At 35.3% G+C, this 13396-nt stretch carries 12 protein-coding genes; 10 read left to right on the top strand and 2 right to left on the bottom strand.

Going from position 1 to position 13396, the window contains the following annotated elements; genetic code table 11:
• Window positions 1–3: 3 nt before the first annotated feature.
• The 8 genes from uvrA (at window position 4) to D8M03_RS06190 (ending at window position 10790) form a co-directional block, all read left to right on the top strand.
• Entirely contained in the window at window positions 4–2871 is a 2868-nt protein-coding gene (gene uvrA, locus D8M03_RS06225; RefSeq protein ID WP_121213918.1) for an excinuclease ABC subunit UvrA, read from the top strand.
• A 79-nt stretch (window positions 2872–2950) separates the two neighbouring features.
• Entirely contained in the window at window positions 2951–4144 is a 1194-nt protein-coding gene (locus D8M03_RS06220; RefSeq protein ID WP_121213917.1) for a DUF4097 family beta strand repeat-containing protein, read from the top strand.
• A 212-nt stretch (window positions 4145–4356) separates the two neighbouring features.
• Window positions 4357–5043, top strand: a complete 687-nt coding sequence (gene ftsE / locus D8M03_RS06215) for a cell division ATP-binding protein FtsE (protein ID WP_121213916.1) — start codon at window positions 4357–4359, stop codon at window positions 5041–5043.
• Window positions 5033–5929: a permease-like cell division protein FtsX gene (gene ftsX, locus D8M03_RS06210; RefSeq protein ID WP_121213915.1), complete on the top strand. Its 897-nt coding sequence runs from the start codon at window positions 5033–5035 to the stop codon at window positions 5927–5929. Before ftsE ends, ftsX begins: the two co-directional genes overlap by 11 nt.
• Window positions 5930–5977: 48 nt before the next feature.
• On the top strand, window positions 5978–7219 hold the full coding sequence (locus D8M03_RS06205) for a murein hydrolase activator EnvC family protein (protein ID WP_349690007.1): 1242 nt from the start codon (window positions 5978–5980) through the stop codon (window positions 7217–7219).
• A gap of 155 nt (window positions 7220–7374) precedes the next feature.
• Entirely contained in the window at window positions 7375–7947 is a 573-nt protein-coding gene (locus D8M03_RS06200; protein WP_245987489.1) for a peroxiredoxin family protein, read from the top strand.
• Window positions 7948–8042: 95 nt separating this feature from the next.
• Window positions 8043–9485 (top strand): S41 family peptidase, encoded by a 1443-nt coding sequence (locus tag D8M03_RS06195; RefSeq protein ID WP_121213914.1) that lies wholly within the window; start codon window positions 8043–8045, stop codon window positions 9483–9485.
• Window positions 9486–9620: 135 nt separating this feature from the next.
• Window positions 9621–10790 carry a PDZ domain-containing protein gene (locus D8M03_RS06190; RefSeq protein ID WP_121213913.1) on the top strand — a complete coding sequence of 390 codons (1170 nt, stop codon included), beginning with the start codon at window positions 9621–9623 and terminating at the stop codon, window positions 10788–10790.
• Window positions 10791–10829: 39 nt separating this feature from the next.
• On the opposite strand, the gene D8M03_RS06185 is transcribed toward D8M03_RS06190, so the two are convergent.
• Complete coding sequence (locus tag D8M03_RS06185; RefSeq protein ID WP_121213912.1) at window positions 10830–11153, bottom strand: AzlD domain-containing protein; 324 nt, start codon at window positions 11151–11153, stop codon at window positions 10830–10832.
• Window positions 11150–11875: an AzlC family ABC transporter permease gene (locus D8M03_RS06180; RefSeq protein WP_414674151.1), complete on the bottom strand. Its 726-nt coding sequence runs from the start codon at window positions 11873–11875 to the stop codon at window positions 11150–11152. The genes D8M03_RS06185 and D8M03_RS06180 overlap by 4 nt, the downstream gene beginning before the upstream one ends.
• Window positions 11876–12123: 248 nt before the next feature.
• Here D8M03_RS06180 and D8M03_RS06175 point away from each other — a divergent pair, with 248 nt between their 5' ends.
• Together D8M03_RS06175 and D8M03_RS06170 are read left to right on the top strand one after the other, a co-directional pair.
• Window positions 12124–12675, top strand: a complete 552-nt coding sequence (locus D8M03_RS06175) for a helix-turn-helix domain-containing protein (protein ID WP_121213910.1) — start codon at window positions 12124–12126, stop codon at window positions 12673–12675.
• 11 nt (window positions 12676–12686) lie between these two features.
• Window positions 12687–13340: a TVP38/TMEM64 family protein gene (locus tag D8M03_RS06170; protein WP_121213909.1), complete on the top strand. Its 654-nt coding sequence runs from the start codon at window positions 12687–12689 to the stop codon at window positions 13338–13340.
• Window positions 13341–13396 lie beyond the last annotated feature (56 nt).

Here is a 13396-nt window from a genome sequence, read left to right as displayed (position 1 = left end):
AAATTGAAAAATACAGAAATAGTAGTGCAAGGTGCACGTTCGAATAATTTAAAAAATATTAATGTCACGATTCCTCGGGATAAACTCGTTGTCGTAACGGGTTTATCTGGTTCGGGGAAATCTTCTTTAGCATTTGATACGATTTATGCAGAAGGACAACGCCGCTATGTTGAGTCGTTGTCAGCATATGCAAGACAATTTTTAGGACAAATGGATAAGCCGGATGTTGATTTAATTGAAGGGTTATCACCGGCAATTTCCATTGACCAAAAAACAACGAGCCGAAACCCACGCTCTACGGTTGGGACAGTTACGGAAATTTATGATTATTTTCGTTTATTGTTTGCTAGAATTGGTAAACCAATTTGTCCAAATCATAATATTGAAATTACGTCACAAACCATTGAACAAATGGTGGATCGCTTATTAGAGTATCCGGAAAGAACTAAAATGCAATTACTTGCACCGATTGTCTCGGGTCGAAAAGGATCCCATGTGAAATTGTTAGAGGATTTGAAAAAGCAAGGCTATGTTCGTGTTCGTGTTGATGGTGAAATGCGAGATTTAGATGATTCAATTGAGCTAGATAAAAATAAAAAACATAACATCGAAGTCGTGATTGACCGAGTTGTCATTAAAGAAGGTATCGCATCTCGTTTAGCCGATTCTTTAGAAACAGCTTGTCGACTAGCTGATGGAAAAGTACTTGTCGATGTGATGGAGCATGAGGAACTGTTATTTAGTGAACACCATGCTTGTCCACATTGTGGATTTTCTATCGGTGAGTTAGAACCGCGCATGTTTTCATTTAACAGTCCATTTGGTGCTTGTCCTTCTTGTGATGGTCTAGGCACAAAACAAGAAGTGGACCTGGATTTACTCATTCCCGATTGGAACAAAACATTAGAAGAACATGCAATTGCTGCTTGGGAGCCAACTAGTTCACAATATTACCCATCACTTTTAAAAGCAGTTTGTGAACATTATGGAATACCAATGGATGTCCCTGTTTCCCAATTACCAAAAAGTCAAATGGATAAAATTTTATATGGATCAGGGACAGACTTAATTCATTTCTATTATGAAAATGATTTTGGTAGTGTCCATGATAAAAATATTGAATTTGAAGGTGTTGTTCGAAATATTGAACGTCGATTCCGAGACTCTTCTTCTGATTGGGTTCGGGAACAGATGGAAAAATATATGACCCAACAACCATGTCCATCATGTAAAGGATATCGTTTAAAACCTGAAACTTTAGCGGTAAAAGTAGAAGGTATACACATTGGGGAAGCAACAAAGCATTCGATTGCAGAAATGTACGAATTCTTTTCGAATTTAACGTTATCTGAAAAAGATATGCAAATAGCGAGATTAATTATCCGAGAAATTACGGAACGACTCAGCTTTTTACTCAATGTAGGGCTCGATTATTTAACATTATCCCGATCTGCAGGAACACTTTCCGGTGGTGAAGCGCAACGTATTCGTTTGGCAACTCAAATCGGCTCTCGGTTAACAGGTGTATTATATATTTTGGATGAACCTTCTATTGGATTGCATCAGCGAGACAATGATCGTTTAATTGCAACGTTACAAAGTATGCGTGATTTAGGTAATACATTAATTGTTGTAGAGCATGATGAAGATACAATGATGGCTGCAGATTATTTAATCGATGTTGGGCCAGGAGCCGGAGTTCATGGTGGAGAAATTGTAGCAGCTGGAACGCCAGAAGAAGTAATGAACAATGACGCATCAATTACAGGCAAATATTTAAGCGGGAAAAAGTTCATTCCACTCCCTGTTGAACGTAGAAAATCGGATGGACGTAAATTAACGATTAAAGGTGCAACGGAAAACAACTTAAAAAATGTAAAAGTTGATATACCGTTAGGACAATTTGTTGCTGTAACAGGTGTTTCAGGTTCAGGTAAATCAACGCTTATCAATGAAATTTTATATAAATCCCTCGCACAAAAATTAAATCGTGCGCGTACAAAACCGGGAGCACATAAAGAAATAACTGGTATAGAACATTTGGATAAAGTGATTGATATTGACCAATCACCTATTGGGCGTACACCTCGTTCAAACCCAGCAACTTATACTGGTGTATTTGATGATATTCGAGATTTATATGCAACGACGAATGAAGCAAAAGTACGCGGCTATAAAAAAGGGCGCTTTAGCTTTAATACAAAGGGCGGCCGTTGTGAAGCTTGTCGAGGTGACGGCATCATCCGAATTGAGATGCACTTCTTACCAGATGTATATGTGCCTTGTGAAGTGTGTCATGGAAAACGTTATAATCGTGAAACACTGGAAGTCCGCTATAAAGAAAAAAATATCGCTGAACTACTGGATATGACGATTGAAGATGCTGTTGTATTCTTTGAAAATGTACCGAAAATTCAACGTAAACTTCAGACGATTGTTGATGTGGGACTTGGATATATGAAACTTGGACAACCAGCAACGACATTATCAGGTGGTGAAGCACAGCGCGTAAAGCTTGCTTCAGAATTGCATCGCAGATCTTCTGGTAAATCGTTCTATATTCTTGATGAGCCAACAACTGGGTTACATGCGGATGATATTGCACGACTTCTTAAAGTGTTGCAGCGTTTAGTTGATAATGGTGATACTGTACTTGTTATCGAACATAATCTAGATGTTATTAAAACTGCCGATTATATTATCGATCTTGGTCCAGAAGGTGGCGATAAAGGTGGTACAATTATTGCTACTGGTACACCAGAAGAAATTGCAGAAAATGAAAATTCTCATACTGGTCGCTATTTGAAAACAATCTTAGAACGTGACAAAAAGCGAATGGAGCAACTATTGGCAGAAGCCTCTAATAAATAAAACAGATACAAAATTTCATGAAACTTTTGCCCTCCCTTAGGCGTATAAATGGTATACACGTTTGAGGGAGGCTTTTTTAATGGAGAATGAACGTAAACGCATATTATCTTTAGTTGAAAATGGAACAATTACTGCAGAAGAAGCAATTGTTTTACTTGAGGCGTTAACTAAAGAAAAAGGATCCAAAGAGGCACAGACGATTGCACCAATATCATTTGAGAAAGATTCTGAGTCAAAAGCATCACAACAAACAAGCAACGAGTCTAAATCAACTGGTTTTGAAGACTTATTCGGAAAATCCTTCAACAATAAAGAAGCGAATAAAAAAATGGATGAATTCTTTAACGATTTAAAAGAAGATTTATCCCATTTTAGTCACCGTGTTGTTAATTTAATGAACTCAACATTTACAAAATTAAAGGATATCGATTTAGAATTTCCATTTGGGGAGAAAGTACAATTCCCAAAAAACTATGCATTCAATGCTGAAGATATAAACGGATTGGAACTAGAAATCCCGAATGGAAAAGTCGATATCGTAAAAGCAGATGATCAACAGTTTACAATTGATGCGCAAGTTAAAACATCTTTACAACATCATAGTGAAGAAAGAACAATTGCTGAATTTGAAGAAAAATTCATTAAACTTGTTGATGGAAAACTTACAATTTCTGTTCCAACTAAAATGTCTCATGTAGATGTTCGACTTGCGGTTCCAGAAAAACAATACGATATTATGATTTTACGTTTATTAAATGGATCTGTTTCTATTAATGATGTAAATTCTAAATTATTAAAGGCAAAATCATATAATGGATCTGTAAAAATCGATCATGTTTCATTCCAACACGCAGATATAGAAACGGGTAATGGTGCAATTGAGCTTCGTAATAGTAAGGGTGAAGATTTAGAAGCTGAAACGGTAAATGGTCGTATATATATCGATGGTGATGTGGAAGAAGTGGAAGCCGAATCGGTGAATGGTGCAGTAGTGGTAACGACACATTCGCAAACTGCTAGAAAAATTAAAGCCCAAACTGTCGCTGGTGCGGTGGAAATTTATGTTCCAAAATCCCTATCACTTGCAGGGCAAGTTACGACAAACTTCGGTAAAGCAGATGTTGGATTGGCGGATGTTGTCACTCGTTCTGAAGAAGACCAATTCTTACTTAAAACGCTACATTTCGACAAAATTATTGAAAATGCAAATTTATTAAAACTAACAGGTGAATCACGTACAGGAAGCATCATTGTACGTTACATCGCTGAATAAGTAGGATGAGCGAATCGTATCATACGGTTCGTTCTTTTTTTGTCTTTATACCTAGTACATCAACTGAATTGTATACTGTTTTCAGAATTGTTTGTGTACCGGGTACATAGGTCAAATAATGAAAAGAAATTGTAATAAAAAGAGAATAAATGAATGTTATAATGGAAGGTGAGTTAAAAAATCTATTTATGTAGAACTTAGGTGGTTTATAAATGATTCAAATGAATAATGTCGTAAAGAAGTATCCGAATGGTGTTGTTGCGGCAAACGGTATTTCTATAGACATAAAACAGGGTGAGTTCGTATATGTCGTAGGGCCTAGTGGTGCTGGGAAATCTACTTTTATAAAACTTATGTATCGCGAAGAAAAACCAACTTCCGGTGATGTGATTATTGCTGGAACAAATCTATCTAAGCTTAAAAATAGACAAGTTCCATTCCTTAGAAGGCAGTTAGGTGTCGTTTTCCAAGATTTTAAACTACTTCCTCGTCTAACTGTGTATGAAAATGTCGCATTTGCTCTAGAAGTAATTGAAGAACATCCGAAAAAGATTCGTAATCGGGTAATGGAAGTGTTAGAACTTGTTGGACTTAAACATAAAGTTCGTATGTTTCCTAGTGAATTGTCTGGAGGCGAACAGCAACGCGTTTCAATAGCCCGTTCTATTGTGAATACACCAAAAGTGGTAATTGCTGATGAGCCAACAGGGAACCTTGATCCAGAAACATCATGGGAGATTATGAACATTTTTGAAGAGATTAATGCGCGCGGCACAACGATTGTAATGGCTACCCATAACCGTGAAATCGTGAATACAATCCGAAAACGGGTTATAGCCATTGAAGGCGGTATGATTGTCCGTGATATATTCGGAGGTGACTACGGATATGAAGGGTAGGACAATACAGCGACATTTTCGTGAAAGTTTAAGGTCAATAACTCGAAATGGTTGGATGACTTTTGCATCGATTAGTGCAGTCACAGTTACATTATTGTTGGTTGGAGTATTTACCATCATCATGATGAACTTAAATAAAGTTGCAGATGATATCGAAAATGATGTAGAAATTAAAGTTTTAATAGAAATAATTGATGATGCTGATAAGGCAAAAGCAGCAGAAGATAAATTAATGAAGGATATAAAAACTATATCTGGTGTAGAGGAAGTTGTTTATTCTTCGAAGGAACAAGAGTTAGACTTACTTATTGAAGATTTTGGTGAAGATTTAAGTTTATTTGAACAAAGTAACCCACTTCGTAACGTATTGTATGTGAAAGCAACAGAGCCACAGCAAACTGCTAAAGTCGCAGAAAAAATCGAAAAACTAGATAATACATATCAAGTTGTGTATGGAGAAGGTAAAGTAGAAAAATTGTTTAGTTTTTTAAATACAAGCCGAAATATAGGAATTGTTCTTATTTTGGGCTTATTATTTACAGCGATCTTCTTAATTTCCAATACAATTCGTATTACGATAATTGCGCGTAAAGAAGAAATTGAAATCATGAAACTTGTTGGGGCTACCAATGCCTTTGTTCGCATACCTTTTGTCATTGAGGGAATGTGGTTAGGAATTTTAGGTTCAATAATTCCAATGGCGGTTGTAACGATTGTTTATTATAAATTTTACAACATCGTACAGCCAAAACTTCAGGGAGAGTTACTACAATTAGTAGATTTAACACCACTACTTTATCAAGTAAATGTATTAATTTTAGTTTTAGGTATTTTCATAGGAATCTGGGGTAGTTTTATGTCTGTCCGTAGATTCTTAAAAATCTAGCAAAAGTAGTAGCTAAGTTGAAACAAAAGTTGAAGGGAGTCTTAGTTTGTGAAAAGCTTAAAAAAGAAGCCATTCCAAATATTCCTGGCAGTAGTTGCATTTTTCTTGTTCATACAAATGCCTATTTCGTATGCTACTAGTTTGTCAGAATTAAAAGATCAAAAATCGCAAGTTGAGAAACAAAAAAATTCATTAAGTAATCAGATCAAAAAGAAATCTACTGCAATCAGTTCAATAGAAGCAAAGCAAGAGGCGTTACTTGAGCAAATTTCAAAATTAGGCAGTGAGATTACAAAAACGAATGACCAAATTGCTGTTGTTACTGGTGAAATTAAACAAACAAATAGTGAAATTGAAAAATTACAGCAAGAGATTATTGCACTACAAGAAAAAATTGATCAACGTGACCAATTACTAAAAGAACGTGCCCGTGCAATTCAAGTAAATGGTTCAGTAAGTTATATCGATGTATTACTTGGAGCTAATAGTTTCGTAGATTTTATTGATCGTTTCTCTGCTGTTAATACATTAATGGAAGCCGATCGCCAAATTATGCGTGATCAAAAGTCAGACAAAGAAAAGCTTGAAGAGCAAAAATTATTGCTTGAAAATAAGAAAAAAGAATTAGAAACAAAACAAGCAAAACTACAAAGTTTAAAAGAATCACTAAATGCACAAAAAGCTGAAAAAAATAAACTTGTAGATGAATTAGAAGCAGAACAAGAAAAACTAGCAAAAGAGAAAAAATTACTAGAAAAAGAATATTCTGAGGCGTTAGAAGTAAGTAAAGATCTTCAGGATAAAATTATTGCAGAACAAAAACGTATTTTAGAATTATCTCGTCAGAACGATGGAGAAGGTACACTTCCTGTAGTTTCTTCGGGAGATTGGACAAAACCAACGAATGGTACATTAACGAGTGGTTACGGTTGGCGAAATCTAGGGTATGGACCAGAATTCCATTATGGTATTGACCTAGCTAATTCAACAGGTACGCCGATTGTTGCAGCTGCTGGTGGGGTAGTTGTGTATACAGGTCCACTTTCATCTTATGGGAATGTAGTAATTCTTACACATAATATGGATGGAGATATTTATACAACTGTTTACGCTCACTTAGATTCCTATAGTGTAAGTGTTGGACAAACGGTTGGCAAAGGGGTTCAAATTGCAAGAATGGGTACTACAGGTCGTTCAACTGGACCACACTTACATTTCGAAGTTCATATCGGTACATGGCAAGGACAAGTACCTGGTAACGTAAACCCATTACGTTATATTCCACTATAAAATTAAATTGCAGGTTTAGTTATGGTAAATCCATCGACTAGCCTGCTTTTTTCATATCTAGATGTTAAGAAACCGTCATATAAGTTTTATGCACCTAATTTTATTTATGTTATCCTAATTGAAATAGGTGAATTTTTAGATTTGGAGGGTGTAAGTTGAAAAAGAAAGCAATTGGACTTTCCGTTGTACTAATACTGGTTGTCATTATGGTTGGTACTTATATAAAAAAACAAATTGAAGCGAGTGAAGTCATCAATGATTACGCTTTAGGATATGAGATGGATTTAGATAAAGAAGGATTAGAGAAAGGTCAAATAGCACCGGATTTCACACTACAAAATATATCAGGTGAGAATTTAACTTTATCAGATTTAAAAGGAAAAAAAGTTATCTTAAATTTCTGGGCAACTTGGTGTCCACCATGTAAAGAAGAAATGCCTCATCTTCAAAAGTATTATGAAAAATACGCCCAAAAAGATAATGTTGAAATCGTAGGTGTTAACTTAACCTATACTGATAGCAATGTGGACAACGTAAAGAAATTTGTAGAAAGTTATAAATTAAAATTTCCAATTCTTTTAATGGAGGATGAGGGCATTAATGAAATCTATCAAGTTTTAACAATTCCTTCAACCTTCATGATTGATTCTACAGGTCGTATTCAAAAACATATTGTAGGGCCATTAGATCAAGATGCATTAAGAGAGCATGTAAAAGAGTTAGATTAAACCAATAGAATAATTTACGAAAATATAAAATTTGGCTTTTTGTATGTGTTATCCTTTGCTGTTCTTTCATAAATTGAACGAGAGGAGGAAAATAAATGCGAAAAAGTCGAATTTTTTTATGCCTAGCCGCACTTTTTGTAATCATAATTAGTATTGTTGTTTGGCAAAGATGGGCTGCATCTTCTAAAGAAGAAACAAAAGTAAGTGATGTCCCTGTTATTGACCAAGCCTACTCGTTAATTACAGAAAAATCTGTGTACGGTACTAGTGAAGAACAGATTATAGAAGGCGCATTAAGAGGCATGACAAATGCAATTAAAGACCCTTATAGTACGTACTATACGGAAAAAGAAGCTGCATTACATAAGCAGTCATTAGCTGGACAAAGGGTTGGTATTGGAGTAGAAATAACGGAGAAAAACGGTAAATTTATTGTTGTTTCACCTGTGAAGTCATCGCCTGCTGAAAAAGCTGGAATTCGTCCATTTGATGAAATTGTTCAAGTGGATGATGAACGTCTTGAAGGAAAAACAATGGGAGAATTAATGCAATTAATCTCAGGTGAGGCTGGGGAAAAAGTTACTCTCGTAATTTATCGTCCAAGCACTGAAAGACATATAAAAGTAACAGTAGAACGTAAAGAAATTAATAATAAAACTGTCAACTCCAAAGTATTAAAAGTTGAAGACACTGAGATTGGTTATGTATCGATTTCCATGTTTGGTGAAAAAACAGCAGATGAATGGGTTGAGGCAACGAAAAAATTAATCAGTGAAGATGTAGAAGGATTAATTGTTGACTTGCGCGACAATCCAGGTGGTTATTTATATAGCGTAGCTGCTGTTGTTAGTAGTATTGAAAAAGAAAACGTCGTATTCGCTTATATGCAAAATGGAGCTGGAGCAATGGAACCATTAAAAACAGGGGACATTGAAGAAGAAAAGTTTTATTTAGAAAAAATGCGAAAGTTACCGATTGTTGTTCTTCAAAACGAAGGTAGTGCGTCAGCGAGTGAAGTAATGGTAGGAGCTGTTCAAAGTTGGGAACGTGCCCTTGTAGTAGGAGGTAAAAGTTTCGGTAAAGGAACTGTTCAAGAAACATGGGATTTAAAAAATGGTGGAGAATTAAAATTATCAACAAATAAATGGTTAACGCCAAATCGCGAATGGATTCATGGTAAAGGAATCAAAGCAGATGTTGAAGTGGAGCAACATCCACTATTCTCAATGGAAGTGATTCCTTTAAGTGGTGAATTTGCTGAAGGTGATTTCAATGAAGAAGTTGCCTACGTACAAAAAGTATTAAATGGACTAGGGTTTAATGTTGGACGAACTGATGGTTTCTACGATGAACAAACGGCAGATGCTGTTGCACTTTACCGCGAACGAAATGATTTAAGAAAAGGTCGCCATATGGATGATGCATTCTTTAGTAGCATTCGTGAACAAGTAACGAAATATAAAGAAGATATGGACAACGATGTTCAATTAAATATGGGATTAAGTGTGATGCTTCATCGTTTAGAGGGAGATATCTAATTCAATTTAAGTAGCTAGAAAATCTAGCTGCTTTTCTTTTTATTATAAATCTATGAAAAATTAGGTTAATAGCTACGAAAATAGCAGTTCCTTTGATACAATGGCAATAGTTAGTAGTAAACGGGCGGTGAAAATGTGATAACAGATATTTTAATAGAAATTGCATTGGCGATAGGGCGAATGTTTTTGAATCCGGTTCTTTATGTGTCCATCATTGTAGCAGTAATACTTGGCTATCAACGTGTGAAAAGGGAAAGGAAGTATTTCCATGTTCGAATTTTATGGGGATGGACCGAAGCAATTGGATTAATAAAGGATGGTTTGTTATTTGCCTTAATCATTTCAATCCTTTCTATTGCATTCGGATTAACAGTGCCTTTAGAATTGTTGTTTGTTTTAACAATAATTAGTTTAATCGCTCTCATCATTTATGTTTTTCATATCCTTTCACCGATTATTTTATTTGCCTTAAGTATCCTAGTGTTATGGGCTTTTGATTATCTAGGTTGGAAAATTAATTTATTTGGAATTGAAATCAATGGAATCACAATGAGTGAAGGAACTGTTGTAACAGCAACAATTTTAGCAGGTCTTTTAGTAGTAGCAGAGGGCTTATTAATCCGAAAAAAAGGCGCTCAAATCGCTTCACCTATTGTAGAAAATTCGAAGCGTGGTTTAAGAGGGGTTGCATTTACAAGCAAAAGAGCTTGGATTTTACCTATTTTCCTTGTCATACCTGGTAATGTGATTGATGCCTATTTTCCATGGTGGCCTCAATTTTCACTAGGTTCTACTCAATTTTCACTTATATTATTTCCTGTTGTCATTGGGTTTCAACAATTGACACGTAGCAAACTCCCAATTTATTTTTACCCGAAATTAGGGCGTACAGTACTGATACTTGGTGAAATAGTGATTATAGGTGGATTAGTAGCATACTTTGTACCGTTTGTTGGGTTCCTAACACTAATTGCTGGTGCCATTATTAGAATTGGCATTTCATACATTTACTCAACTGGGCAACAAAAGGATGTATATGCGGTGTCTGCAAAATCTGGTGGTGTTATGATTGCAGGGATCCTGCCAAATTCCCCGGCTGAAAAAATGGGATTAGTTGTAGGGGAAATTATTCGAAAAGTAAATGGTGTCGAAGTGCAAACAGAGCGTCAGTTATATGAGGCTTTACAAGTGAACGCGGCCCATTGTCGACTTGAAGTTCTAAATCATGAGCGTGAAGTTCGTCTTGCTCAACACGTTGTTCATAATAATGACCACCATCAAATTGGTTTGTTAATAGCTGAATAAGAAATGCGATGTCGAAAGTCCGACATCGCATTTTTCTATTTAGAAAAAGTAACGTAAAATAGCCATAGAAACAACACCGACTACGACTGTTTTTGATAAGCTTTTTGTGATTACTGCCACGATTAAAGTTGGAACAAAGGCAGATAAATTTAACCAATCAAAGGTAACAATAGCACCTTCCGCATTAAATAATGATTCGATTACGAGGGCACTTAAAATGCATACTGGGATATATTTTAACCAACGTAATACGACATCAGGTAACTCGATATTTCTTACTAAAATAAAAGGAATCACTCGTGGAAGCCATGTGACAAATGCACAACCAAGCATTAACAAAATCATTGGAACGGTTGTTGTCATTTTTCAGTCACCACCCCAACCGTTGCAACAATCACTGTTGCAATTAACACCGCTAAATGGCCCGGTACAAAATATAATAAGACATATAAAATGATTACTAATAACGCGATGAGTTTTAAATAATGCATTAGCTTCGATTTACCTATATCCACTAAATTTAAAACAAGTAGGGCACAGAACATTGCAATTAATGCAAAATCAAGTCCCCAACTTTCCGCATTTGGAATCCACTTCCCCATTAACCCGCCGATCGTACAAGAGGCAATCCATGTTAAATAGGCTGTAATATTTAAGCCGTCCATCCAGTTGCCACCGATATGCTTTTCTTTCATAAGTTTCGTAACAGCAACACCGAACGTCTCATCCGTTAATAAAGTCCCAAAACCAATATTACGTAATGGAGAATATCTTGTTAAATTAGGCGCAACCGTTAATGACATTAAAAAGTGCCGTAAATTAACAATAAAGGTCGTTAGAATAATAACAGAAAAAGATGCACCCGCTATATATAATCCACAAAAAATAAATTGAGCTGATCCTGCATAAACCAAGACAGATAATAAAAAAATCTCAAAGACAGATAAATCTGAAGTTATTGCAATAACCCCAAATGCTAACCCAATACTGATATAACCTAATAACGTAGGAATACAATCTTTAACTCCTTGAGAAAACGTATCAAGGGTATTTGTAGATTGATGAGTATTGACTTGAGTATTCAAATTCACTTTTGTCCTCCTATATAACTCTAAATATAGTAATTTAACAAAAAACATTATGTAACCCTATGAACCTTTTAAAATCTAAAAGCGTTCCTTTAGTTAAGTAGCCAAAATGTAAACATGTTGTCAATAGTTTAATAAATATTGAAAGGACTATGATACTATAATAAAATTATCAATAATATTTAGAAAATTGTTTATTATAGTATACAACTGTCTGATAAAATAAACAATAGGCTGGTGAACTTATGGAGCAAATGAGTCGAAATATCGGTTACCAATTAAAAAAAATACGCGTCCAGCGAAGTTTAAGTTTAGATGATGTTGCCAAAGCTACTAATGTAAGTAAAGCGCAGTTAGCTCAAATAGAAAAAGGTGAATCGAACCCAACTGTCTCCACTATTTGGAAAATTGCATCAGGTATGAGAATTTCATTTTCCTCTCTTTTACAACCGCCAAGGGAACAATTTCAAAAATTTGATGAAAAAACATCTACAGTTGTATCAGAAGAAAATGGAAAATATCGTGTATATTCCATTATTCCGTATGACCCTGAAAGAGGCTGGGAATTCTATAAAATAGAGATGGATCCTGGTGTTATACATAGGAGTGAAGCACATTCAGATGGCGTAGAAGAAACGGTAACAGTCATCAATGGACAAGTTCTCGTGGAGGCTGGAGGAATGAAAGAACATTTAATAAAAGGAGAAACATTAGTGTTTTCTGCTTCACAGGAACATCAATACGTAAATCCAACAAATGAGATGACGACTTTACACTTAATTATTCAATATCGATAGAGGTGGTACTTGTGAGCGATTGGTTTACCGTTGAAAATATCGAAAGTTTAGCAGCTCAATATCGAACACTTGGACCGCTAATTGGCATTTTATTGCCTTTTATAGAAGCTTTCCTTCCATTTTTACCACTAGTAGTGATTGTAGTTGCAAATGCTAGTTCTTACGGGCTTTGGATAGGCTTTCTGTTGTCTTGGATAGGAACTGTTTTAGGATCTTATGTAGTGTTTCTACTCGTTCGAAAGTTCGGGAAACATCCAAGGCTTCGAAAATTTATCGGTAGAGAAAAGATACAAAAGCTTATTCAATGGGTGGATATGCGTGGTTTGAGTCCACTTTTTATTTTACTTTGTTTTCCTTTTACTCCTTCCGTATTAGTTAATATTGTTGCCGGTTTATCGCATATAAAAAAGAAGTATTATTTAATAGTCATTATGGCCGGTAAGTTTGTCATGATTGCCAGTATGAGTGTGCTAGGATACGACTTAAAGGCACTATTAACAGATCCGGTTAAATTGATTTTTGCAGGGGTAGGAATTTTCCTTCTCTGGTTTATTGGAAAGGCATTAGAAAAACGTCTTAATAAAAAAGTGGAGCGAGATTTGAAAGATTCATCTAGTAATAAGAAAAATGTAAAAATGTCAATGAAGAAAGAGCGGTTACTATAAACTGCTCTTTTTCTACGATATATGGGAAATTATCTTTTACACTTAAAAAATACTAT

The sequence above is a fragment of the Ureibacillus endophyticus genome, from assembly GCF_003628435.1.
Lineage (GTDB): Bacteria > Bacillota > Bacilli > Bacillales_A > Planococcaceae > Ureibacillus > Ureibacillus endophyticus.
The sequence above is the reverse complement of the archived record's forward strand: the minus strand, read 5'-3'. Positions and strand labels throughout refer to the sequence as shown.